The organism is Alcanivorax sp. HI0007, assembly GCF_001635525.1.
GTDB lineage: Bacteria > Pseudomonadota > Gammaproteobacteria > Pseudomonadales > Alcanivoracaceae > Alcanivorax.
On sequence record NZ_LWEJ01000035.1, the window covers coordinates 21,924 to 45,061 of the forward strand.

21 protein-coding genes are annotated in these 23,138 nt (G+C 59.3%); 14 read left to right on the plus strand and 7 right to left on the minus strand.

What is annotated here, in order from left to right; genetic code table 11:
• Positions 1–195: 195 nt before the first annotated feature.
• Both A3714_RS02220 and rep read right to left on the minus strand, forming a co-directional pair.
• Positions 196–624 (minus strand): hypothetical protein, encoded by a 429-nt coding sequence (locus A3714_RS02220; protein WP_063510165.1) that lies wholly within the window; start codon positions 622–624, stop codon positions 196–198.
• 549 nt (positions 625–1,173) lie between these two features.
• Complete coding sequence (gene rep / locus A3714_RS02225) at positions 1,174–3,195, minus strand: DNA helicase Rep (RefSeq protein WP_063510164.1); 2,022 nt, start codon at positions 3,193–3,195, stop codon at positions 1,174–1,176.
• Between the two features lie 74 nt (positions 3,196–3,269).
• Here rep and A3714_RS02230 point away from each other — a divergent pair, with 74 nt between their 5' ends.
• Both A3714_RS02230 and A3714_RS02235 read left to right on the plus strand, forming a co-directional pair.
• Positions 3,270–4,001 carry a pseudouridine synthase gene (locus A3714_RS02230; protein ID WP_231865991.1) on the plus strand — a complete coding sequence of 244 codons (732 nt, stop codon included), beginning with the start codon at positions 3,270–3,272 and terminating at the stop codon, positions 3,999–4,001.
• A gap of 180 nt (positions 4,002–4,181) precedes the next feature.
• A complete protein-coding gene (locus tag A3714_RS02235) occupies positions 4,182–4,712 on the plus strand; it encodes a macro domain-containing protein (protein WP_063510163.1) in 531 nt (176 codons plus the stop codon).
• Positions 4,713–5,141: 429 nt separating this feature from the next.
• Here the strand turns inward: A3714_RS02235 and A3714_RS02240 are convergent, their stop codons facing one another.
• A complete protein-coding gene (locus A3714_RS02240; protein ID WP_062814832.1) occupies positions 5,142–6,200 on the minus strand; it encodes an acyl-CoA desaturase in 1,059 nt (352 codons plus the stop codon).
• Positions 6,201–6,337: 137 nt separating this feature from the next.
• Between A3714_RS02240 and A3714_RS02245 the strand changes: the two genes are divergently transcribed.
• From A3714_RS02245 to A3714_RS02260, 4 genes are all read left to right on the plus strand, one after another.
• Complete coding sequence (locus tag A3714_RS02245) at positions 6,338–7,366, plus strand: AraC family transcriptional regulator (RefSeq protein ID WP_062814831.1); 1,029 nt, start codon at positions 6,338–6,340, stop codon at positions 7,364–7,366.
• Between the two features lie 315 nt (positions 7,367–7,681).
• Positions 7,682–8,170: an NUDIX hydrolase gene (locus tag A3714_RS02250; RefSeq protein WP_062814830.1), complete on the plus strand. Its 489-nt coding sequence runs from the start codon at positions 7,682–7,684 to the stop codon at positions 8,168–8,170.
• Positions 8,171–8,243: 73 nt separating this feature from the next.
• Positions 8,244–8,999: an SDR family NAD(P)-dependent oxidoreductase gene (locus A3714_RS02255; protein WP_063510162.1), complete on the plus strand. Its 756-nt coding sequence runs from the start codon at positions 8,244–8,246 to the stop codon at positions 8,997–8,999.
• Between the two features lie 18 nt (positions 9,000–9,017).
• Complete coding sequence (locus tag A3714_RS02260; RefSeq protein ID WP_063510161.1) at positions 9,018–10,214, plus strand: acyl-CoA dehydrogenase family protein; 1,197 nt, start codon at positions 9,018–9,020, stop codon at positions 10,212–10,214.
• 580 nt (positions 10,215–10,794) lie between these two features.
• Here A3714_RS02260 and A3714_RS02265 read toward each other — a convergent pair.
• Together A3714_RS02265 and A3714_RS02270 are read right to left on the minus strand one after the other, a co-directional pair.
• Positions 10,795–12,285 (minus strand): YifB family Mg chelatase-like AAA ATPase, encoded by a 1,491-nt coding sequence (locus A3714_RS02265; RefSeq protein ID WP_062814827.1) that lies wholly within the window; start codon positions 12,283–12,285, stop codon positions 10,795–10,797.
• Positions 12,286–12,500: 215 nt separating this feature from the next.
• Complete coding sequence (locus tag A3714_RS02270) at positions 12,501–12,749, minus strand: accessory factor UbiK family protein (protein ID WP_063510160.1); 249 nt, start codon at positions 12,747–12,749, stop codon at positions 12,501–12,503.
• Between the two features lie 370 nt (positions 12,750–13,119).
• Between A3714_RS02270 and glnK the strand changes: the two genes are divergently transcribed.
• The 3 genes from glnK (at position 13,120) to A3714_RS02285 (ending at position 16,265) form a co-directional block, all read left to right on the plus strand.
• The gene (gene glnK, locus A3714_RS02275) at positions 13,120–13,458 is read left to right on the plus strand and encodes a P-II family nitrogen regulator (protein WP_062814825.1); all 339 of its coding nucleotides are present in this window, start codon (positions 13,120–13,122) and stop codon (positions 13,456–13,458) included.
• Positions 13,459–13,530: 72 nt separating this feature from the next.
• Complete coding sequence (locus A3714_RS02280) at positions 13,531–14,790, plus strand: ammonium transporter (protein ID WP_063510159.1); 1,260 nt, start codon at positions 13,531–13,533, stop codon at positions 14,788–14,790.
• A 275-nt stretch (positions 14,791–15,065) separates the two neighbouring features.
• Positions 15,066–16,265, plus strand: a complete 1,200-nt coding sequence (locus A3714_RS02285; RefSeq protein ID WP_063510158.1) for a class I SAM-dependent rRNA methyltransferase — start codon at positions 15,066–15,068, stop codon at positions 16,263–16,265.
• 120 nt (positions 16,266–16,385) lie between these two features.
• Here the strand turns inward: A3714_RS02285 and A3714_RS02290 are convergent, their stop codons facing one another.
• Both A3714_RS02290 and A3714_RS02295 read right to left on the minus strand, forming a co-directional pair.
• Positions 16,386–17,351 (minus strand): nitronate monooxygenase family protein, encoded by a 966-nt coding sequence (locus A3714_RS02290; RefSeq protein WP_063510157.1) that lies wholly within the window; start codon positions 17,349–17,351, stop codon positions 16,386–16,388.
• Positions 17,352–17,444: 93 nt separating this feature from the next.
• Entirely contained in the window at positions 17,445–18,062 is a 618-nt protein-coding gene (locus A3714_RS02295; protein WP_062814821.1) for a TetR/AcrR family transcriptional regulator, read from the minus strand.
• Positions 18,063–18,225: 163 nt separating this feature from the next.
• On the opposite strand from A3714_RS02295, the gene creB reads away from it, so the two are divergent.
• From creB to A3714_RS02320, 5 genes are all read left to right on the plus strand, one after another.
• Complete coding sequence (gene creB, locus A3714_RS02300) at positions 18,226–18,897, plus strand: two-component system response regulator CreB (protein ID WP_156478202.1); 672 nt, start codon at positions 18,226–18,228, stop codon at positions 18,895–18,897.
• Complete coding sequence (gene creC, locus A3714_RS02305) at positions 18,894–20,303, plus strand: two-component system sensor histidine kinase CreC (RefSeq protein WP_062814819.1); 1,410 nt, start codon at positions 18,894–18,896, stop codon at positions 20,301–20,303. Before creB ends, creC begins: the two co-directional genes overlap by 4 nt.
• A 308-nt stretch (positions 20,304–20,611) precedes the next feature.
• Complete coding sequence (creD, locus tag A3714_RS02310) at positions 20,612–21,979, plus strand: cell envelope integrity protein CreD (protein WP_063510156.1); 1,368 nt, start codon at positions 20,612–20,614, stop codon at positions 21,977–21,979.
• Complete coding sequence (locus A3714_RS02315; RefSeq protein ID WP_063510155.1) at positions 21,969–22,250, plus strand: hypothetical protein; 282 nt, start codon at positions 21,969–21,971, stop codon at positions 22,248–22,250. The genes creD and A3714_RS02315 overlap by 11 nt, the downstream gene beginning before the upstream one ends.
• Positions 22,251–22,375: 125 nt before the next feature.
• A complete protein-coding gene (locus A3714_RS02320) occupies positions 22,376–23,050 on the plus strand; it encodes an outer membrane beta-barrel protein (RefSeq protein ID WP_063510154.1) in 675 nt (224 codons plus the stop codon).
• Positions 23,051–23,138: the final 88 nt, after the last annotated feature.

The window sequence follows — 23,138 nt, forward strand, 5'->3', positions numbered from 1 at the left end:
GGGCGCTCATTCATATGCTAATAGCGTTGATTGGCGCATTTTTTTCCTATGTTTTATATTCTTGGATATAGGTAATTGAGCTGCTATTTGGTTCAATGGATAGCTGCTCTAAGAACGGTAAGTACGCTGTTAAATGATAAGGAAATTTTTCCCTCTGTTCGACGATTTTTTATAAGGGGTAAGAGGGGCGGATATTCAGAATAACGCAAGGCGGTCATTTTGTAGTGGTTTTTTTCGAGGTAGTGCCGTGTCCTGGCGCTTAACCTGCAAGGGATTAGCCAAAGTCAGGCCCAGTCCCTGCAAACCAATCCGGAAAGCACCCGACAGAAACTGGAAGCGGAAGACTTCGCAGGCCTGACCAAGCGGCAGGTAGTCGGTGACCTGCTCTACAGCACCATACTCAGCTATTTCGCTCTGAATGATATACAGGACAAGATTAGCGAAAAGCAGGCCCACAGTGTGGGCTACCGTGCCCCCAGCTATGGTCTGTTCAAAACCAGCCTGTCTCCGGTCTACTTCTACGGCATTCCCAGCAACGTCAAAGCCACCGGCCTGACTATAGACGTGGATCGCTTCGCGGGAACGCGCGTCGACAAGGATGGCAATTTGGGCGTCATTCTTCATTGCGGGGATCATTTCATCATTTTCATAGAACAGTGGAGCTGTAAAGAGTAAAAAATGAAATCATTGGGCCTGACTTTCAGAATACTGCTTATCGTTTTTTTTGGTTGGTTGCAACGGGTGCGCTGTTGAAAGGCTATTGCTATCTTGCTGGTTTGGCAGCTTTTTTGGGTGTTTGGGTAATTGCTATGCCGGATCATTACCGAAGAAGGAGGAAGAAGCTGGCATGGTCCATTGTGGTTGCAGGAGGAGTTGTGATGATCGCATTGCTTCAGTGGAGGGGGCGTTCGCTTTAGGGCGAAAAAGGCCCGCGGGGGCGTGAGCCGCTTTGATTTACATTTCTGAATGCGAGGGAGCCTCTGAAAATCCTTTTTATCGTAGAAAGTAATAGTTGCATCGTTAATAATTGCGGGTTTATAAGCTCCTTAGCGATGCAACAAAGCATCAGCTATTTGCTGTGTAAAGCCTGTAGTCTAACCTTACTGGCGTTACTCCATTACGCTCTGTTCTTCACGGAAAAACCCGGAGTATTGAGAGCCTTTCTGCAGCCTGCTAATCCAGCAACGCCCGAAGATTGGCGATGCTGGCTTCTGCCACCGCATCTTCCTTGGCTTCATCCTTCTGAATGCCGATGCCCAGATAGTCGATATCCTCTTGGGGCATTTCGTCCACGAAGCGGCTGGCGGTGGTGTCGATTTTCTCGCCGTACTGTTTGCGTGTCAGGGCCTGGGTCATGGCCAGGGTTTCCCGGGCGCGGGTAATACCCACGTACATCAGTCGGCGTTCCTCGACGATGTTGTCTTCTTCGATGCTGGTGCGGTGGGGGAGAAATTCCTCTTCCACGCCCATCATGTAGACGTGGGGAAATTCCAGCCCCTTGGACGCGTGCAGGGTCATCAGTTGGACCCGGTCGGAGTCGTCTTCTTCCTGTTGCTGCTCAAGCATGTCCAGCAGAACCAGTTTCTTGATGACGGATTCCAGGTCGCTGGCACCGTCTTCTTCGTCTTCCTGCTTTTCCAGCATGCGCTCAATGCTGCGCACCAGTTGCCAGATATTTTCAATATTTTTTTCGCCGATGCGCGGACTGGAGGCGTTCTGCATCAGCCAGCCTTCATAGTCCATGTCGGTGATCAGTTCCTGCACTGCCTGCAGGCTGTTGTGGCCGAAACAGAACTGCCGTTTGGCATCCAGCCAGGCCTTGAACGCCTGCAGCTTCTCGGCAGCCTTGGGGCTCATGACGTCACTGAGGGCAATATCGTCACAGACATGGTAAAGCCCCTGTCCTCGCTTCAGTGCCCACGTAGCGAGTTTTTCCAGGGTGGCCGGGCCGATCTCCCGGCGCGGGGTGTTGATGATGCGCAGGAAGGCGTTGTCGTCGTCCGGATTAACCAGCAGGCGCAAGTAGCACATCAAATCCTTGATCTCGCTGCGCGAGAAAAAACTTTTTCCCCCGGATACCTTGTAGGGAATCGACAGACTCTGCAGTTTCATTTCCAGAATCCGTGACTGGAAATTGCCGCGATACAGTACGGCAAAGTCCTTCCACTTCAGACCCTGTTGAAGACGGCGGTGGAAGATGTCGCTGGCAATCCATTCGGTTTCCGCTTCTTCATCGCGCAGGGCGGAAAAGCGGATCGGCTCACCGTAGCCATAATCGGACCAGAGGCTTTTTTCGAATTCGTGGGGGTTGTTGGCGATGACCGTGTTGGCGGCTTTCAGGATGCGACCGGTGGAGCGGTAATTCTGTTCCAGCTTGACCACTTTCAGGGTCGGCCAGTCCTGCTGCAATTGCGCCAGGTTTTCCGGGCGGGCACCGCGCCAGGCGTAGATGGATTGGTCGTCATCGCCCACCACGGTGAACTTGCCCGCTGGCAGGGTGAGCATCTTTACCATTTCGTACTGGGCGCCGTTGGTGTCCTGGTATTCATCCACCAGCAGGTACTGGATGCGGTTGCGCCACTTTTCCAGGATGCGCGGTTGTTCGCGGAACATGCGCGCCGGCATCAGGATCAGATCGTCGAAATCCACGGCATTACAAACCCGCAGCATGCGGTCGTAACCGCCGTAGGCCATGGCAGCGCGCAGATCCTCATCGGTCTCGGCGGTACTGACCGCTTCTTCCGGCAGCACCAGGGCGTTCTTCCAGTCGGAAATCCGCTTGTGGATCACATCCACGGCATCCAGATCCCGTTCCGATTCTCCCTGGCGCAGGATTTCCTTGAGAATCTCCTTGCTGTCGGCGCCGTCGAGAATGGAGAAGCCATTGCGCAGGCCACAGGCTTTCAGCTCCGATTTGAGAATGCGCAGACCCAGGTTGTGGAAGGTGGAGACAATCAGCCCGCGGGTCAGGTCCCGGCTCACCAGCGACTGCACCCGCTCCTTCATTTCCCGGGCGGCCTTGTTGGTGAAGGTCACCGCGGCAATATGCCGGGCCGACATGCCCCGCTCCTGGATCAGCCAGGCGATCTTGCGGGTGATCACGCTGGTCTTCCCGGAACCCGCCCCGGCCAGTACCAGCAGAGGGCCATCGGCGTAATGCACGGCTTCCTGCTGGCGAGGGTTGAGCTTACTCATAGGGCTCCGGAAAAGCTGGGGGATGACATCGGGCCGCTATGATACCAGCGATGGCCCTGCACTCCAGACACCTTATGTCGGTTATCATGACGGTTTCCCCGGTAACGGTTTTGCCCATGCGTCTGGACTATTTTCTCGCCCACAGTGCCGGCCTCACCCGCAAGGAGGCCAAACAGCTGATCAGTCGCGGTGCGGTCACCGTGGAAGGTGAGGCGCGCCCGAAAGCCAACCTGCAACTGCGGGACGGGCAGGGTGTCTGGCTGCATGGTGAACCGGTGCAATTGCCGGGCCACCGTTATCTGATGCTGCACAAGCCGGCGGGGGTGGTGTGCTCCACGGATGACCCGGAGCATCGCACCGTACTTGACCTGCTGCCTGCGGAACTGCGCCAGGATCTGCATCCAGCGGGCCGCCTGGATCGGGATACTACCGGCCTGGTGCTGTTGACCACGGATGGCCAGTGGTCCCACCGGCTCACCTCGCCAAATCACCAGTGCGACAAACGCTACCGGGTAACCTGCGCGGATCCGGTCAGCGACGAAGACCTGCAGGCCCTGCGCGACGGCATCCAGCTGCGCGGTGAAGACCGCCCCACGTTGCCCGCCGGAGCGGACCGTGTGGATGCGCACCAGTTGCTGCTGACCATCCACGAAGGGCGTTACCATCAGGTCAAACGGATGCTGGCGGCGAGGGGCAACAAGGTGGTGGCCCTGCATCGTGAGCAGATCGGCGAGATCGCGCTGGATGTGGCGCTGGCGCCGGGGGAGTTCCGGGCCCTGAGCGAGGAAGAGATTCACAGTCTGTAAGGTTTTCCGCAGGAGCGTCGCTGGCGTCGCGATAAACCCGGTAGCGAGTAACGAGTTTCGAGAAGCGCAAACCTGTCCTGCCTGGCATCCGGTTTGGCCTTTCGAAACGCGCTTCCCGCAACGCGAAGCCGATTGGACCGCGCGCTACGCTCCTACGGAAAAAACGCAAAGGAGGTTGCCATGTCACAGCGCCAATTTGATGCGGTCACCGTGGAAACCGTGCAGGGCGATATCGCCAACCAGTCGGACCTGGATGCCATCGTTAACGCTGCCAACGCCGAGTTACGCATCGGCGGTGGGGTGGCCGGTGCCATTCACCGGGCTGCCGGCCCGGGTCTTGAGCAGGAGTGCATCCCGCTGGGCCCCATTCGCCCGGGCGACGCGGTGATCTCCGCTGGCCACAACCTGCCCAACGCCCATGTGATTCATTGTCTCGGTCCGGTTTACGGACGGGATGAACCGTCGGACCAGTTATTGGCGTCCTGCTATCGACAAGCGCTGATGCTTGCGGACCGGAACGGTATCGCCGGGCTCGGTTTTCCGGCGATTTCTACCGGGATATTCGGTTATCCGTTGGCGGAGGCAGCGCAGGTGGCGTTGCAGACGGTCCGTGATACTGCACCAACCCTGGAAGCGGTGCAGCGGGTGCGCTTCGTGCTGTTCAGCGATGCCGACCTTGCCGTTTTCGACAGGGCATTAAAGGAGCTGTAGGAGCGTAGCGCAGTCACGTATCGCATTCCGCGCGGCCCGAAGGAAATACCGTGCTGGCATAGCGAAAGAGGGAGGTGTTAACCATGCGAGCATAGCTCCTACATAAATTCCGTAGGAGCGTCGCTGGCGGCGCGATCACCAGCGTAAAAGACTCGACTCAGACGTTTAAAGCGAAGCCGCTGTAGGAGTTCCTCTTGAGGGACGAACTCGAGCCTGAGCGAGGGAGTGGGCTTGCGGGTGCCACCAGATCACTCTGGCGACGCCCGGCACTCCTGGTCGCCCTGCGGGCGATTTCCACGCTGACGCGTGTATCGTCCCTCAAGAGGTGTTATTCGCTTCGCTCACCCTTCGGGCCGCACGGAACTACGTGCGTTACTCCGCTCCGCTACGTTCCTACAGCGGCTTATAATGGATGCTGCGGGAGCTTGCTTAGTTCAACTGCCCCTGCAATTCCATCACATCCACAGTCCGCTCCCGGTTAAGGGGATCGACCAGGGTGCTGGCATCCTGATAGACGCGCGGGGTCTTGTAGAGCATGGCCACCGCTTTGACATGGCTGGGGCAGACATAACGTTCCGGCATTTCCCGCTGCAGCCAGGCGCGCACTTTCGGGGCCTGATCGGAGCCCATCTTGGGAAACAGGTGGTGCTCCACATGATGGCTGAAGTGGAAATGCAGGGGATCGATCCAGCGCCAGGCGCGCACGCTCATGGAATTGTCCACCGGGTGGTTGTTGTCCATCTGCGGGCGCAGCATGTGGTTGGTGAGAATGTAGCTCTGACCAATGAAGTTGATGATCATCATCGGGATCAACACGGTGAAGATCGCCAGAGGGCCGGACACGATCGCCAGGGCAATCCACGCCGCCATGCACAGGTAGGACTGGAAGATCGCCTTGCCACGATTGAAGCCTTTGAATTCCTCGCGCTTGCGGGTCTGCATGCGCAGCACCAGCTGGCCGTGGAACATGAAGGAATAGAACAGGAACAGGAAGCTGTACCAGGTACGGCCACCCGGGGCCAGTTTGGTGAAGTTGGCGGTCGCCGGGTGTTTTTCGTAACGGTACAGGGTGCCGAAGGAATCCGGATCCTTGTCGCCCAGGTTGGTATGGGCGTGGTGGGCCACGTTATGCCAGCGGCGCCAGAATTCCGGGGGGACCAGCGCCGGGCCAAAGCCGATCCAGCCGAGGAAGTTCTGCATGCGCTTGCTCATGCCCAGCGCACCATGCAGCACTTCGTGGGCCAGCAGGGCCTGGCAGGCCAGGGTATGGCCGGCCAGGATGGCCAGCAGCAGGTTGCCCCACCAGGGCAGGCTCAGCATCAGGATGGCGGCGATGCTGCCGATGATGATGGCGCTCATGGGAATAAACCACAGGGCGCGCAGCGGACGGGCCTTGAAGGTGGAAGGGCCCAGATCCTTTTTCACTGCGTCGCGGATGGCGCGGGCGTCATCGGCGCCGAAATGACGGCTGTAGGCAGGTTCTTGCATGGGTCATGTCCTTGGCGGTTCAGGCCGGGAAATTCGGATGCAGGCATTCTGGTGAACCGTGGTGCCGGAACGAAGTGCAGGGCTGGACAGAAATCAGTCATTTTCGGACAGGGGCAAAAGTAGCGTATAGTAAGCGCATGAATCACGAGCGCTTTATACAACTGGACCCTGGTACCGGCCGTTCTCCGGTCCCCGTCAACTATGTGCGTAACCTGGTGGAACTGATCGCCGAGGTGGGCGTGGATACCCGGCGGTTACTCTCTCAGGTGGGCCTGAGCGAGGATGAGGTCTATAACCCGGAACCGGCCCTGCGTTTCGAGCAATTCCGGAGGGTCATGGTGGGCGCCCGTGAAATGACCGGTGATCCGGCTCTCGGCCTGGCTCTGGGGCAGCAATTGACCCTCACCGCCCATGGCCTGCTCGGCTATGCCGCCATCAGCAGTGCCGACCTGGGTGATGCCCTGCGGTTGCTGGAGCGTTATTTCCGTACCCGTACCCGCCTTTGTGTTCCCCGCATCGAACCGTCCCAGGAAGGCGTGCGCTTCTGCCTGGTGGAGAGCGTGCCGCTGGGGGATATCCGTGAAACCTACCTGGAAGTGGTGGTGGCTGCGGTGGTTGGCGGTATCCGTTATCTGCTCGGGGAGCGCTTCCAGGGGGCTGTCCTGGAATTACCCTATGCGGCGCCGGCCCACGCGCAGCGCTATCGGGAATTGCTGGCCATGCCGGTGGAGTTCGGTGCCGACGTGGCGGCGTTGCGGTTGCCCAAGGCGCTGCTCAGCGAGCGTTTTACCCTGTCCGATCCGGCGTCCCGGCAGATGGCCGCGCAGAAATGCGAGGAAGAGCTGCAACGCCTGGAAGCGGACCAGGACTGGGCCAGCCGTGTCCGTGCCCGGCTGATGCAGGCGGAAGGCATGCTGCCCAGTCTGGAACAGCTGGCCAGCAATTTTCACGTTACCTCCCGCACCCTGCGCCGTTATCTCAATGCCCTGGGAGTCAGCTATCGGTCCCTGCTGGAAGAAGTGCGTATGACCAAGGCCATGGGCTATCTGCAGGCCAATATCACCGTGCAGCAGGTGGCCTCGAAACTGGGCTACGCGGACCCCAGCAATTTTGCCCGCGCCTTTCGCAAATGGACCGGCCACCCGCCCAGCCACTTCCAGCCGTAAATTTTTTTACCACAGAGGCCACTGAGACCACTGAGGTAAAACCTCAGGGCGGCCAGCTGTGGAGGGGAATGGGTTCCTGTAGGAGTTCCCTTCCAGGGGACGAATCGCGTGACGCGGGGCGGCAACCTGTCTTCTCTTCTTCAACAAACCCGGCGCAACCGGATTGGGTTTCCCCAATTTCTTTCGCGCTGACGCGCGCGGTTCTTCCCCTGGAAGGGAACGCCTGCATAACGGTATTCCCTGGCCTTTTCCCTGTAGCAATCCCTTTCTCATGACGATAGTGTTCCTGTCCGCGTCAGCCGAAAACAGCATCCCATGAGCAACAGCGAACCGGTCCTTCTGGTCAGCCGGCACAACCAACCCCGTGGCAGCTGCCAGCGTGGCCGCATGCAGCGCCAACGGCTGATTCATCGTGCGTCCTACGTGGTGGTGCGTGATCTGGCCGGGCGTGTATGTGTGCAGCAGCGTGCCGGGGACAAGCATTTCTACCCCGGCCGCTGGGACTTGGCTGCCGGCGGGGTGATGCGGCCCAATGAAACCGTGCCCCAGAATTTGTCCCGGGAGTTGTTCGAGGAAGTGGGGGTACAGCGGCACTTTTCCCGTTGGCAGTGGTTTTTCTTTGCCAACCCGCAGCACCAGGTCTGGGGTGCCCTGGCGTCCGTGGTGGTGTGCCCGGATGCGGTGTCCCTGAGTGAGGAAGTGGTGGCCATCGACTGGCTGCCAGCCCGCACCGCCTTAGCCTTGACCGACGCCACCCCCGACACCCGCCACGCGCTTTCCTTACTGTTGTCATCGTCCTGCTGAGCGTTTTCGTCCTTGTGGCCGACGGGCTGGCTGGGTAGCGTCTCTTTCTGATGCAGAAGAGGGTGAGAAAGGTATGTCCCAGCGATTCAGTGTGGCCGGCAAGCGAGTATTGATTACCGGTGCCTCCAGTGGCTTCGGTGCCCACTTTGCCGTTGCTCTGGCCGAAGAGGGCGCCGACGTGGTGCTGGCGGCGCGGCGGGTGGAAAAACTGGAAGCCACCGCCGAAGCGGTACGGGCTCTGGGCCGTGAGGCCACCGTGGTACCCATGGATGTGAGCGATCACGCCAGTGTGGAAGCCGCTTTTGCCCAAATGCCGGCGGTGGATGTGGTGGTCAACAACGCCGGCGTGTCCCATGAGGGGCCCACCGACGAGCTCAGCGAGGAAGACTGGGACAGGGTGGTGGATACCAACCTGAAGGGCGTCTGGGCCGTATCCAAGTTCGCCATTCAACAGTGGCGGCGCGATGGCCGTCCGGGCAGCCTGATCAATATCGCCTCCATCCTCGGTCTGCGTGTGGGTGGCCGGGTGGCCCCCTATACCGCCTCCAAGGCGGCGGTGGTGCAGCTCACCAAATCCCTGGCCCTGGACTTTGCGCGTTACAACATCCGTTGCAATGCCATCTGCCCCGGCTATGTGGAAACCGATATCAACCGGGATTTCTTCAATAGTCCGCTGGCGGAAAAAATGCTCAAGCGGATTCCCTATCGCCGCCTGGGGCAGATCGACGAGCTGGTCGGTCCCCTGTTGTTGCTGGCGTCGGATGCGTCGTCCTACATGACCGGTGCGGTGATCGCCGTGGACGGCGGCCATCTCTGTAATACCCTTTAACCTGACCGAGGACAGATCATGGATTTCTCCCTGAGCCCGGAGCTGGAAAGCTTGCGCCAGCAAGTGGCCGCCTTTGTGGAAGCGGAAATCATGCCGCTGGAAAACGACAAGGCCAATTACGACGACCATGAGAACTTCAAGGAAAGCGTGGTCGATGCCCTGCGTGACAAGGCGAAAGCCGCCGGCCTGTGGGGGTTTCAGTTGCCGAAAGAGAGAGGCGGTCTGGATGTGGGCGTGGCGGGTATGGCGGTGCTCTACGAAGAGGCCGCCCGCAGCCCGTTCGGTCCGGTGGTGTTCAACTGTGCGCCGCCGGATGACGGGACCATGATCCTGCTTAACAAGATTCTCGATGACGAGCAGAAAGCACGCTGGTTGCAGCCGATGATCGACGGCAAGGTGCGTTCCGCCTTTGCCATGACCGAACCCGATGGCGGTTGTGGCTCGGACCCGTCCCTGACCTATACCTCCGCCACCCGGGAGGGGGACAATTGGATCATCAAGGGCCGCAAGTGGTTTATCACGGGCGCAGAAGGGGCCCAGACCTTTATCCTGATTGCCAAGACCAGCGACGACCCGCGCAAGGGCCTCACCGCTTTTCTGTTTGATGCGGACCAGCCCGGCTGGGAAGTGGTGCGGCGTATTCCCATTATGGGGCCGGAGGAGCATGGCGGTCACTGTGAGCTGAAATTCGATGGCCTGGTGATTCCCGACGAGAATCGTCTGCTGGAAGTGGGCGATGGTCTGAAAGTCACTCAGATCCGTCTTGGCACCGCCCGCTTGACCCACTGTATGCGCTGGCTGGGTCTGGCCAAGCGGTGCATGGAAGAGGCTGCCGGTTATGTGGAAAACCGCATGAGTTTCGGGACCACCCTGGCCGAGCATGAGGGTGTGCAGTGGATGCTGGGCGATGTGGCCAAGGATATCGAAGTGGGCCGCCTGCTCACCATGCAGGCGGCCTGGAAGCTGGACCAGGGCGATTTTGCCAAGAAGGAAATCTCCATGGCCAAGATCCATGTGGCCGATACCCTGCACAAGGCCGCTGATACCGCCATCCAGCTGTGTGGTGCCCGTGGCTATTCCAAAGACACGTTACTGGAGTGGATCTACCGCTACGCCCGTCAGGCCCGGCTTGTCGATGGCGCGAGCGAAGTGCACAAAATGGTGCTGTCCCGTTTCTACCTGAAAGAGAAGCGGGAGTTCTTCAAATGGGGCTAATGCCTCTCTGTCGCTAAATCCCCGTTCTTTTCCTTTCTGCCGCTGCACGCCCCTCCCCTGGCGTGCAAGGCGGCAGCGCTGGTTTTCCTTGCCCGGGTATATCATCCAGGCACCCCGGCGGCGGTAACCCGTTATCGCCAATCTCTCCCTGTGGTTTGTTGTGTCTGGCGGCGCTCGCCCTGTCCGGACTTTACCCCTGTGCTTGCCCGCCGGGCCGATCACTAATGTCAATTTTGAGGTGCTTGTTTTTTCATAGTTGTGATAGCCTGCAAAAAAATGACGTGATGCGTGTCACGGATTTTGGTCAGTCTCGACGGCCAGAAACGGGCAAAGCCGTAACCGGTCCCATGGACGGGGCGGCCGTCATTAACAATAAAAAAGACGCACTTCTGTGGGGGAAGTTGCGTGGTTGCCATTTAACGGGTTGTGGGGAAATGCATCATGCTGGATCAATACACCAGACAGCTTTATCTGGAGAGGCTTTTTAGGGGGGTGCTTATCATTGTGCCCCTGTCATTGCTGGCCGTGCTGGTGGCGATCCTGATCGCCGGCTGATCCGGCGTCAGGAGCCGGGGTCGGCTCATTGGGTGTCTGCGACGGATTGCCGGTAGCTGAGGGCTTCGCGCAGGTGATCCCGGTCGACGGCGTCGGTGCCGGCCAGATCGGCGATGGTGCGCGCCACCCGGGCACTGCGATGCAGGGCCCGGGCAGACAAGCCCATCCGGGTCATGACATTGGCCAGCCAGTCCCGGTGGGGGCGCAGCAGCGGGTCCAGGTCATCGCTGCCCAGTTCCCGGTTCAGGCGTTGCTGACGTCGCCATTGCCGTTGCCAGGCGTCGCGGACCCGGGCGCGAACCATGTCGCTGGTTTCTCCCTGCCGGTCACCCAGCAGTTCCTTTGCTTCCACGGCGGGCACGTCCAGATGCAGGTCAATGCGGTCCAGTAACGGGCCGGACAGTTTGTTCTGGTAACGCTTTGCCTTGTCGCACCGATAGCCACAGCCCTTTTCCGGGTCACCCAGATACCCGCAGGGGCAGGGGTTCATGGCGGCGATCAATTGAAAGCGGGCGGGGAAAGTCAGTTGTTGGGCGGCACGGGCGATACTCACCTCGCCGGTTTCCAGCGGTTCCCGTAATACCTCCAGCACCCGCCGATCAAATTCCGGCAATTCATCAAGAAACAGGATGCCGTGGTGTGCCAGGGAAATCTCCCCGGGCCGCGGATGACTGCCCCCGCCCACCAGGGCCGTGGCGGATGCGGTGTGGTGAGGGGCCCGGTAGGGGCGTTGATGAAACTGGTCGGCCGGACGCGGCTGTTTCAGCGAATGGATGGCCGCCACTTCCAGGGCCTGCTTCGGGTGCAAGGGAGGCACCAGGCCAGGCAGGCGGGAGGCCAGCATGCTCTTGCCGGCCCCCGGAGGCCCGCTGAGCAGAAGGGAATGGCCGCCAGCGGCGGCAATTTCCAGTATCCGTTTGGCGGCGGCCTGGCCGCGGATTTCCGACAGGCAGGCGCCCTGGAACGTGTTGGCTTGCGGTGCGGGATGCGCGTGCTGTGACAGCAGGCTCTGGCCGGTCAGGTGGGCGGCCACCTGGGCCAACCGGTCACCGGCGACGGTAACGGCGCCGGCCAGTGCCGCCTCGTCGGCATTGTCGCGGGGAACAATCAGGGTGCGGCCGGTATGTTGGCAGGCCAGGGCACAGGGCAGCATGCCGGGGACCTGGCTCAGGGCGCCATTCAGCGCCAGTTCCCCGATGAATTCGTACTGGTTACCGTCCAGCTTTCCGAGCTGACCGCTGGCGAGCAGGATGCCCAGGGCAATGGGCAGATCAAAACGGCCACCGTCCTTGGGCAGATCCGCCGGGGCCAGACTGACGGTAATGCGCCGTTGGGGAAACTCAAAACCACTATTGACCAGCGCCGAGCGTACCCGGTCCCGGCTTTCCCGCACGGCGGTGTCGCCCATGCCAACGATGGTGAAGGCAGGCAGGCCCGGCGCCAGATGGGTCTCCACCCGCACTTCCCGGGCCTGGATTCCGAGCGGGGCGCGGCTGTAGAGCAATGCGTGCGTCACGTTTCCTCGCAGAATTCAGGGGTTGCGAGGCAGTGTACGGGGAGGAGGTGGCGCTACGTGTGCGAGGTTGTCGGTGGCAGATGTAGGAAATCAGACTTTCGTAGGAGCGTAGCGAATCACTTGCCCGGAGATACGAGTGACGAGGAGCGAGTTGCGAAAGGCTGGGCTGGTCGGGCTCTTCGAAACTCGTACCTCGTCACTCGCTTTCGGTGGCGTCAGGCGTCCGTCGGTTTCTCCAACTCCGCCACCTGCTTCTCCAGTGCTTCCAGCTTTTCCCGGGTGCGCATCAATACCTGCTGCTGAATATCGAACTCTTCCCGGGTGATCAGGTCCAGTCGGCTGACGGCCTCTGCCAGTACGCTGCGCACATTTCGCTCCACTTCGCTGCGCAGGCCGCCCAGATCGGTGGGCAGGCGCCCGCTGATGTCGGCCATCAGGCGGTCGATAAAGGGTTGGTCGCGCATCTCGAATCTCCATCGGGGGCAGGACCCATGGTTGGCCAGGGCCGCTGGCAATGCGGTCTGTGGCGATGGTCCTTGTATTGGTGGGCGGATGGTAGCACGGTGTCCGGGGGCGCGGCACCGGCGGTGCAGGGCAGAGGCGATGCACCAAGTTGGAACTCGCCCCAAGGTGGTGCGCTATAATGGCGCGCCGAACCGATTCCTTGAATCGGAATCGGTGTGTAACTCCCTGAAAATGTATGACTTTCTAAATCTGGCATGGGTCGTGCACTTGTAGGGTCAGAGCGTTCGAGCAAACTGTGGATCGGGAACCATAACGGGGCTCGAAGTGAAACGGACGACACCGGACGCGGTGAAAGCTGAGGAGAATGAAATGAAACTGGTTACTGCCGTAATTAAGCCGTTCAAATTGGATGACGTGCGTGAAGCACTCTCCGAGATCGGCGTACAGGGCATCACCGTTACCGAGGTGAAAGGCTTTGGACGCCAGAAAGGTCACACCGAGCTGTACCGGGGTGCCGAGTATGTGGTGGATTTTCTGCCCAAGGTAAAAATCGAGGTGGCCATCGCCGAATCCTCTCTGGATCAGGTGATTGAAGCCATCGCGAAAGCTGCCAATACCGGCAAGATTGGTGACGGCAAGATCTTCGTTACCACCCTGGAGCAAGCCATTCGTATCCGTACCGGTGAGACCGGTGAGGACGCGATTTAAAGTTTTACCGTGTTGTAAATCGACCCATGCCAGGGTTTAGAGAACACGCTTCCATTTTCGGAGGGTTGCATTGTGGAAAATCAAATTTTTGAACTTCAGTACGCCATGGACACCTTTTATTTTCTGGTGTGTGGCGCATTGGTAATGTGGATGGCTGCCGGTTTTGCCATGCTGGAAGCCGGTCTGGTGCGTGCGAAAAACACCACCGAAATTCTCACCAAAAACGTGGCGCTGTTTGCCATTAGCTGCATCATGTATCTGGTGTGCGGTTACGCCATCATGTACGGCGGCGGCATCTTCCTGGACGGTATCGAAGCCTTCGATCTGGCCGGTGTACTGAGTGCCTCTGCGGAGAACGGTTTCGACGGTGATTCTGTCTACTCCGGTGCCTCTGACTTCTTCTTCCAGGTAGTGTTCGTGGCGACTGCCATGTCCATTGTCTCCGGTGCGGTTGCCGAGCGCATGAAGCTGTGGGCTTTCCTGGTCTTTGCAGTATTCATGACCGGTGTGATCTACCCGCTGGAAGGTTCCTGGACCTGGGGTGGTGCCGACGTGTTTGGCATGTACAACCTGGGCGACCTGGGCTTCTCTGACTTCGCCGGTTCCGGCATCGTTCACATGGCCGGTGCCGCTGCTGCGCTGGCGGGTGTCCTGCTGCTGGGTGCCCGTAAAGGCAAGTACGGTCCTAACGGTGAAGTGCACGCTATCCCCGGTGCCAACCTGCCGCTGGCGACCCTGGGTACCTTCATCCTGTGGATGGGCTGGTTCGGTTTCAACGGCGGTTCCGTACTGAAGCTGGGTGATGCTGCTAACGCACACTCTGTTGCCATGGTGTTCCTGAACACCAATGCCGCTGCTGCTGGTGGTGCGGTTGCTGCCCTGATCGTTGGCCGCATCCTGTTCGGCAAGGCTGACCTGACCATGCTGCTCAACGGTGCGCTTGCCGGTCTGGTTGCCATCACTGCCGAGCCGTCTACCCCGACTCCGCTGCTGGCTACCCTGTTCGGTGCCGCTGGTGGTGTGCTGGTAGTGTTCAGCATCCTGACTCTGGACAAGCTGAAGATCGATGATCCGGTGGGTGCCATCTCCGTCCACGGTGTGGTGGGTCTGCTGGGTCTGCTGCTGGTACCGGTTACCAACGCTGATGTGTCCTTCTCCGGCCAGATCATCGGTGCCGCTACCATCTTCATCTGGGTATTCGTGGCCAGCCTGATCGTCTGGGGCATCCTGAAAGCCGTCATGGGCATCCGGGTTTCCGAGGAAGACGAGTACGAAGGCATGGACATCGCCGACTGCGGCATGGAAGCCTACCCGGAATTCGTGAAAGGTTAATCCTTCACAACGACTTCCTTGAAATGACAGGGCGCCTTCGGGCGCCCTTTTTTTGTTTTCAAAAAAGGGTCGCGGAGCCTTTGCAGGGCGAGAAAGGTGGATTAGGCGTTCGAGGTACGAGGAGCGAGTCACGAAAGCAAAGCCCTGCGTCCGCGAAAGCCAGGTTTTCGCTCCTCGCTCCTCGCTCCTCGCTCCTCGAGACTCGTATCTCGTATCAGAGGCGTTTGTCCCCTGTGCTATGATGCCCCCTTTTCCGCCAGCTGCCTGCCGACACCATGACCGAAACCACTGTTATCCGCCTCCGCAAGAATGAAGAGCGCCGCCTCAAAGCCGGCCATCTGTGGGTCTATGCCAACGAGATCGACACCCGCCATACCCCGCTGCGGGATCTGCCCGCCGGCGTTGCCTGTGTGGTGGAAGACAGCCGCGGCAAACCGCTGGGCCGGGCCCTGCTCAGTCCTCATTCACTGATTGCTGCCCGTCTTTACAGTCGGGATGTGAAGCAGGAGCTGTCGCGCAGCTTCTTCAAGAAGCGCATCGAACAGGCTCTGGCCCTGCGCGAAACGCTGTTCGAGGAACCCAGCTACCGGTTGATCTTTGGTGAAGCCGACGGCCTGCCCGGTCTGGTGGTGGATCGTTTCGGTGATGTACTGGTAGTGCAGACCGGTTCCGGTGCCATGGAAGCGCATCTGGATACCATCGTCAGTGCCCTGGATGCGGTACTCAGCCCCACGCATATCATTGCCAAAAACGAAGCGGCGGCCCGGGAAATCGAGGGCATGGAGCGTTACACCAAGGCTTTGAAAGGGGATCTGGTTGACGAAGTGTCGCTCATCGAAAACGGCGCTCACTTTGTGGCACCGTTGGCGGAAGGACAGAAAACAGGCTGGTTCTATGATCACCGCAGTGCCCGCCAGGCCATGGCGCCATTGGCCAGGGGAGCGCGGGTGCTGGACGTGTTTTCCTACTGCGGCGGCTGGGGCGTGCAGGCAGCACTGGCAGGAGCCGAATCAGTGACCTGTGTGGATGCCTCGGAAACTGCCACCGATTATGTGCACCGCAACGCCGAGCTGAACGGGGTGGCGGACAAGGTGGGCAGCATCCAGGGCGATGCCTTTGCCGCCATGAAGCAGCTGATCGCCGATGGCGAAAAGTATGATCTTGTGGTGCTGGATCCGCCGGCCTTCGTGAAACGCAAAAAGGATTTCAAGAATGGCCTGGCCGGCTATCACGCCATCAACGAGCTGGCCCTGCGCTTGATCAAGCCGGGCGGCTACCTGATCTCGGCTTCCTGCTCCATGCACATGCCGGCGGACCGTTTGCTGGAAGTGATCCACAGCAGTGCTCGTCACATTGACCGCAGTGTGCAGGTGATCGGTTATCAGGGGCAGGGGCCGGACCATCCGGTGCACCCGGCCATAGTGGAAACCTCCTACCTGAAAAGCTGGTTCTGCCGGATCAATTTCAGTCTGTAACGGGTGGTTTCTGCAGTGCCTGTCAGGAATGAATGCCAGCCACGTGGCGTTCAGGCTGGTTGATTAACGAAAAAGACTCGCCTGGAAACCGGGCGAGTCTTTTTGTTTCCGGGCAAGAGTCTACCCGGCGAAAAGCGCCTGTTTCGCCGCGGCATATTCTTCGGCGAGACGGGCCACCATATCGCCAGTCCTTTCCACCGCGTCAATGGCACCAATCCCCTGACCGCAACCCCAGATATCCTTCCAGGCTTTCTTGTCGGTGTTGCCACCAGAGCCGAAGTTCATGGCGGAGGGATCACTTTCCGGAAGATTGTTCGGGTCCATGCCGGCGTTGATGATGGAGGGCGCCAGGTAATTGCCGTGCACACCGGTGAACAGGTTGCTGTAGACGATGTCTTCCGCGCGGCTGTCCACAATCATCTGCTTGTAGCCCTGGGCGGCGTTGGCTTCTTCGGTAGCGATGAACATGGAACCGATGTAGGCCAGGTCGGCGCCCATGGCCTGGGCGGCGAGCACGCTGCGGCCATTGGCGATGGAGCCAGACAGGGCCAGCGGGCCGTTGAACCAGGTGCGCAGTTCCTGAATCAGGGCAAAGGGAGACAGGGTGCCGGCGTGTCCTCCGGCACCGGCGGCCACGGCGATCAGGCCGTCGGCGCCTTTTTCGATGGCCTTGCGACCGAACCGGTCATTGATCACATCGTGCATTACCATTCCGCCCCAGCCGTGAACTGCCTGGTTCACTTCCACGCGGGCGCCCAGCGAGGTAATCACCATCGGCACTTTGTATTTCTCGCACAGTTCCAGATCCTTCTCCAGCCGGTCGTTGGAGCGGTGCACGATCTGGTTGACGGCAAAGGGCGCGGCGGGTTGGTCTGGATGATCCCGGTCCCAGGCAGCCAATTCCTCGGTAATGCGGTGCAGCCACTCGTCCAGTTGCGACAGGGGGCGGGCATTGAGGGAAGGAAAAGAGCCGATGATGCCGGCTTTGCATTGAGCCAGCACCAGATCCGGGTTGGAAATGATGAACAGGGGCGAGCCCATCACGGGCAGGCGCAGGCGATCAGCGATGGAAGAGGGCAGGGACATGACGGGTTCTCCGCTAATTGATTTACTCTGTAAAATTTACATTGTATAAGTTAAAGATCAAGTCCTCTCTGCCCATGGGGCTGAGCGAATCGGTCAGTGCTCCAGAGAGGGGGGGTTAACGCGCATACCCGCATACAGGGTACGCATGATCTTCTCGCGCAGGGTGTCGCCATCCATGCCGCGCAGGCCGCTGGCCAGTTCCAGGACCACGATGCCGTGCAGGGTGGCCCAGAACATGTAGCCGATCAGCTGGGCGTCCCCCTCCAGCAGGCCGGCCTCAATCATCTCACGCACATAGCCCACCATGGTCTCCTGGGCGCGGAGATTGGCTTGACGCAACTCCGGGTAACGTTCTTCGTCGGGTTGCGTGAAAGAAAAGATCAGTTGGTAGGCCGCCGGGTAGGTCTTGGCAAAGGCCACGTAGGCATCCCCCACGGCCCTGGCCTTGGCACGGGCATCCGGGGCCTGCTGCACTGCCTGCTCCAGGCTGGCGGAAAAGCGGTGGAAGGCTTCCGCGCGCACGGTAGCCAGGATTTCGTCCTTGTCCTGGAAATAACGGTAGGGCGTCATCGGGCTGACCCCAAGCGTGCTGGCGATCTGGCGCATGGTCACATTCTGGGGCCCCCGTTCAATGAACAGCCGGGTAGCCACATCACAGACCCTGTCGCGGAAAGCGGCAATTTCTTCGTCGGTTTTGGGCTTCTTCGCCAAGGGGGATGCTCCGCTGCCAGGGGGTTGGGCTTACAGTGTAAACGAAGAGCGGGCCGTCACCGAAACCCACTTGCCATATGCCGGTTGGGTGAACAGTGACATCCTCCCTTGGGCCGTTCGGACTCTGTGGTTATGATGCCAGTGTCTTGGCAGGGGAATGGCTGTGAGCCGAATCTTGATTGTGGATGATGAGCCGCGCATCGCGGAGCCGCTGATGTTTGCGCTGGAGCGCGAGCATTTCGCGGTGGACCACGTGCCGCTTGGCCAACAGGCTCTGGAGCATCTCGCCAGCCGGGTGTTTGATCTGGTGGTGCTGGACGTGGGGTTGCCGGACCTGAACGGTTTCGACGTACTCAAACAACTACGCCAGTCCAGCCAGGTGCCGGTGCTGTTTCTCACCGCCCGTCAGGATGAAGTGGATCGCATCCTCGGGCTGGAGCTGGGTGGCGACGATTATGTGACCAAACCGTTCAGCCCCCGGGAAGTGGTGGCGCGCATTCGTGCCATTCTCAAACGACTTGCTCCCCACGGGGAAGCTCGCGCCACCGACCTGTGGAAGCTGGATGAAGCCGGTGCGCAGATTTTTTTTCGTGGCACCGCGCTGACGTTGACCCGCTCCGAATTCCGCATTCTTTCCGCACTGCTTAAACATCCCGGGCAGGTTTTTACCCGGTCGCAATTGCTGGATATTTGCGACAGTGATGAAGACAGTTTCGAGCGCAGTGTGGATACCCATATCAAGACCCTGCGTGCCAAGTTGCGACCGCTGGATGGCGAGAGGCTTATCGCCACCCGTCGTGGCATCGGCTACTACCTCGAGAGCCATAGCCAATGAAGCTAGGGCAGCGCTTGCTGGTGTTCTATTTCCTGATTCTGGGGGTGGTGAGCTGGTTTGTGCTCGATCTGGTGTTCGGTCAGGCCAAACCACTGGTGCGCCAGTCCGCCGAAGAAACCCTGGTAGATGCGGCCAACCTGCTGGCGGAAATTGTTGCCGAGGATGCGGAGAGCGGCGAAATCGTGATTACCCCGTCACTGCGCCAGGCCCTGAATCGTTATGCCGGGCGTACACCGGATGCGGATATCTGGGGCCTGAAAAAAGACCGTATCCATACCCACATCTATATCACTGGTCCCACCGGTACCGTGTTGTTCGATTCCCGGGGCAAGGATGAAGGTGAGGACTTCTCCCGCTGGAATGATGTGCATCTGACCCTGCAGGGTCGCTACGGGGCACGTACTACCCGCACGGACCCTGAGGACCCGTCTACCTCGGTCATGTATGTGGCCGCCCCGATCCGCCACAGCGGCAGCCTGATCGGGGTCATCAGCCTGGGCAAACCGGGGCGTGCCATCGAGCCTTTTGTGCAACGGGCGGAACGGCATCTGTTGCTGTATGGCGGTGCGGCCCTGTTCGGCTGTCTGCTGCTGGGGGGGCTGCTGGCCTGGTGGCTCAGCCGTCGGGTCAATCGCCTGCGAGGCTATGCGGAGGCGGTGGCCAATGATGAGCGCCCGGCGCCGCCGGCATTTCGTGGCAACGATGAGATCCGCGCTCTGGCCGATGCCGTTACGGCCATGCGTCGTCGACTGGAAGAGCGTGCGCGGCTGGAAGATAACGTCAGCCTCCTGACCCATGAAATGAAAAGTCCGCTGGCGGCGATCCGTGGCGCCGGAGAAATTCTCCAGGATGAGATCCGGGATCCATCACTGATCCGCTTTACCGATAACGTGATTCATGAAAGTCAGCGGCTCAGCGATCTTCTTGACCGGCTGCTGGCCATGGCCAGACTGGAAAAGCTGGAAAGTCTGCCGGACCGCAAGCGTCGCGTCTCAATTTCCCCGTTGGTGGAAGAATGGCAGCGCAGCCGCTATTCGTTATTGGCAGAAAAACAGCTGGATGTGAGTGTCGCTGGCAGCGACCTTCAGGCAGAAGCCGATACCCTCAAACTGGCCCTGTTCAACCTGCTCGATAATGCGCTGCGTTTTGCCAGTGCGAGAACCACACTCGGGGTACAGGTGGAAGGCAACGCACTGAGCGTGACAAACATTGGCCCGGCGATACCAGACTATGCGTTGGCGCGCGTCACCGAGCGCTTCTATTCCCTGCCGGCCCCGGGCCATGACAAAAGCTCCGGCCTGGGCCTGGCGATGGTCAACGAAATCGCCACCCTCCACGGCGGCAGCCTGACACTGGCAAACACCGACAACGGTGTCCGCGCCACCCTGACCATCCCCCAGCACTAACATTTCTACAAACCCGCTGTAGGAGCTCCTCTTGAGGTGCGAACCGCGCTTGCGAGGAAACCGCCCGCAGGGCGATCAGGCCTTTCAGATATCGATAGATCTTTCCAGAATAGATTGCTACCGGATCGGATCTTCCATCGCATTCGGCTTCGCCCCCTCAAGAGGGGCTCCAACGACCAAGGTTTGGAGTTTGTTTTTCCTTGTGGCATCTCACTCCTTGCTCCTCGCAACTCGCTTCCCCACACAATCCCCACAAAACCCTCAACCTGGCTTCGCACACTGGTCTCTCCATATGAGGGAGAGGAATCATGCGACCCAACCTGTTACTGAAAATGCTCACGATAGCCGGCCTGCTCATGGTGCTGGTGATTCCCCTGTTGATGATCCAGGGCAAGGTGCGTGACCGCAGCCAGGATGCCTGGCAGGTCAAACAGCAAATCGCTCGTCAGGTCAGTGGCGAACAGCAAATCAGCGGTCCGGTCATTGTTACCCAGCGAATCCGCAAGCAACTGGTGGAAAAGACGGATTGTCGCCGCGGCGACAGCTGCACGGTGATGGAAAAACGCACCGTACTGGAGAGCCAGATTCCCGATGCCCTGAATGTGGATGGCCAGTTGCAGACGCAGATGCGTTACCGGGGGATCTATGGCACACCGGTCTATCGCAGCCTGTTGCATCTGGAAGCGGTGTTTCCTGCCAATTGGCAACAGGTCAAGCAGCCGGAGCAAGTCCTGGCGTCGCGGCCATCCTTGCTGGTGCTGCAGATCAGTGATCTGCGCGGTCTGGTGGAGCGGCCGCAGATCCTGGTCAACGATGTGCCTCTGGCGCTGGTGGAAACCGAACAGTTGCCCTCCGGGCTGGGTGCCAATGCGGTGGCAGTGCAATTGCCGGATGACCTGTCCGGTGCCTTCACCGTCAAGGTGCGGTTAAACCTGAACGGCACCGAATCCCTGGCGACACTGCCGCTGGCCAAGGAAACCCGCATTGGTCTGCGTGCGGACTGGCCGCACCCGAGTTTTGAGGGGCTGGTATTGCCCGTGGAAAGAGAAATTAACGCGGAAGGCTTCAGCAGCCAGTGGCGAACCAATAGCCTGGCGGCGGCCAGCGCCATTCTCTGTGCCCGCGGTGATGGCGCCTGCGGTGACGCTAACCAGGCGCTACGGGTAAGGCTGGTGCAGCCGGTGACCGGATTGCTGTCCAGCGAACGCGCATTGAAATACAGCTATCTGATTGTCGGCCTCACCTTTGCCGCCTTTTTTCTGTTTGAAATATTGCGCCGTTACCCATTGCACGCCATGCAATATCTGCTGGTGGGTCTGGCGCTGGCCATGTTCTACCTGCTGCTGGTAGCGCTCAGTGAGCATATCGATTTTGCCCTGGCCTACCTGGCCGCAGCGTTGTCGTGTTGTGCGTTGATCGGCGTCTACCTGATGGCAGTGTTGCGATCACTCCAGGCAGGGTGGAGCTTTGCGGTCAGCTTGTTACTGGTGCAGGGGCTCATCTACGGCATCCTGATGGCGGAAGATTACGCCTTGCTGTTGGGGGCCCTGTTGTTATTTGCCGCTCTGGCGATGGTGATGCTGGTTACCCGCAACCTGGACTGGTATGCCTTTGCCGTCCCGGGCAAGGCCGTGGCAAAAGCAAAAGCGGCACAGGCGGAACCGAATGAGCCCTAGTCGCATCGTGTGTTTACTGAAGGCCAGTCGACGATATCCCTCCCAGCGTCGGGGTTTGCTGGAACGGGCCCTGCGCCTGTGCCAGCAGGCCCTGGCCGCTAATGCCAGGGATCGTGATGCCCTGCTCTGGCTGGGGATTATCTGGTGGCAATTGGGGGCAACCCATCGGGGCAGAGCCATCCTGAACATCGTGAGAGTCGACGAAGGAGACGTTGGCGGTTGCTGGCCGGAAGATCTCTGTTGGTCAGGCGAAACGGGGAAAGCGATGTGAAACCAACGGTAACCTTGTGGATATTGCGGTTTTTTTACAATTGGGTTACTACTTAATGCGGACCAGGGGAGCCAAGAAAGGCTCAGGAAGGCCTTGGCCCTTTTTTATTAATCAGGGAGAAACCTATGAATAAGAAAACTTCAGTGTTTGCGGTTGCCGCGCTTGCCGGTGCCATCAGCCAGACTGCCATGGCTGAAGCGCCTTCTTTCAATTACGTGCAGTTCGACTATGTTGTATCCGGTGACTCGGAAATCAGCGAGGGTGGCTTGTCTGAGTCGTTTGATCTTCAGCAAGGTTTCGGGCTGCAAGGCGGTTTCGAAATTGGTGACTATGTCATGGTCATGGGGCGCCATATGTCCCTGGACTATGAAGATGACCTGGGTTTTGCATTGGGTGAAGCTGACAATGCCGCGTTTAACGACATGACGTTTATCGGTGTCGGGGCGCATCTGCCGGTGGCAGACATGGTCGACATTTATGGTGCAGTCGGTTTCAGCCGTCCAACGTTCATTGGTTTTGCCGGTGAGGGTTATGGCCTGGAAGTCGGCGCCCGAGCCAACTTCGAAATGGTGACCGCATCACTCTGGTACAACATGGGTGAGACGGATACCAAGGTCGGTACGGACTCCCTGGATATCGATCCGGAATTGCTGGGTCTCGATGTGGCCATCTCTTTTGCCCCGGACGCGCCTGAGCTGGTGCTGGGGTATGTGGATGCGACCCACGAACTCAAGATCGATAACGATAAACTTGACCTGGATTACGACCACTTCTCCATTGGCGTAAGAAAATCCTTCTGATCGCCCTGACACGGGATCCGCTTGCGGATCCCGTTTTTCTTTATTAGAAAAAACGTTCTTTCGCCATTTCCTGATCGATAACCTGTTT

What these genes read in the sequence shown, in the direction of transcription:
- A3714_RS02220 (WP_063510165.1), bottom strand. Translation starts at nt 624, where the DNA reads ATGAAGAATGACGCCCAAATTGCCATCCTTGTCGACGCGCGTTCCCGC.
- rep (WP_063510164.1), bottom strand. Translation starts at nt 3,195, where the DNA reads ATGAGTAAGCTCAACCCTCGCCAGCAGGAAGCCGTGCATTACGCCGAT.
- A3714_RS02230 (WP_231865991.1), top strand. Translation starts at nt 3,270, where the DNA reads ATGTCGGTTATCATGACGGTTTCCCCGGTAACGGTTTTGCCCATGCGT.
- A3714_RS02235 (WP_063510163.1), top strand. Translation starts at nt 4,182, where the DNA reads ATGTCACAGCGCCAATTTGATGCGGTCACCGTGGAAACCGTGCAGGGC.
- A3714_RS02240 (WP_062814832.1), bottom strand. Translation starts at nt 6,200, where the DNA reads ATGCAAGAACCTGCCTACAGCCGTCATTTCGGCGCCGATGACGCCCGC.
- A3714_RS02245 (WP_062814831.1), top strand. Translation starts at nt 6,338, where the DNA reads ATGAATCACGAGCGCTTTATACAACTGGACCCTGGTACCGGCCGTTCT.
- A3714_RS02250 (WP_062814830.1), top strand. Translation starts at nt 7,682, where the DNA reads ATGAGCAACAGCGAACCGGTCCTTCTGGTCAGCCGGCACAACCAACCC.
- A3714_RS02255 (WP_063510162.1), top strand. Translation starts at nt 8,244, where the DNA reads ATGTCCCAGCGATTCAGTGTGGCCGGCAAGCGAGTATTGATTACCGGT.
- A3714_RS02260 (WP_063510161.1), top strand. Translation starts at nt 9,018, where the DNA reads ATGGATTTCTCCCTGAGCCCGGAGCTGGAAAGCTTGCGCCAGCAAGTG.
- A3714_RS02270 (WP_063510160.1), bottom strand. Translation starts at nt 12,749, where the DNA reads ATGCGCGACCAACCCTTTATCGACCGCCTGATGGCCGACATCAGCGGG.
- glnK (WP_062814825.1), top strand. Translation starts at nt 13,120, where the DNA reads ATGAAACTGGTTACTGCCGTAATTAAGCCGTTCAAATTGGATGACGTG.
- A3714_RS02285 (WP_063510158.1), top strand. Translation starts at nt 15,066, where the DNA reads ATGACCGAAACCACTGTTATCCGCCTCCGCAAGAATGAAGAGCGCCGC.
- A3714_RS02290 (WP_063510157.1), bottom strand. Translation starts at nt 17,351, where the DNA reads ATGTCCCTGCCCTCTTCCATCGCTGATCGCCTGCGCCTGCCCGTGATG.
- creC (WP_062814819.1), top strand. Translation starts at nt 18,894, where the DNA reads ATGAAGCTAGGGCAGCGCTTGCTGGTGTTCTATTTCCTGATTCTGGGG.
- creD (WP_063510156.1), top strand. Translation starts at nt 20,612, where the DNA reads ATGCGACCCAACCTGTTACTGAAAATGCTCACGATAGCCGGCCTGCTC.
- A3714_RS02315 (WP_063510155.1), top strand. Translation starts at nt 21,969, where the DNA reads ATGAGCCCTAGTCGCATCGTGTGTTTACTGAAGGCCAGTCGACGATAT.
- A3714_RS02320 (WP_063510154.1), top strand. Translation starts at nt 22,376, where the DNA reads ATGAATAAGAAAACTTCAGTGTTTGCGGTTGCCGCGCTTGCCGGTGCC.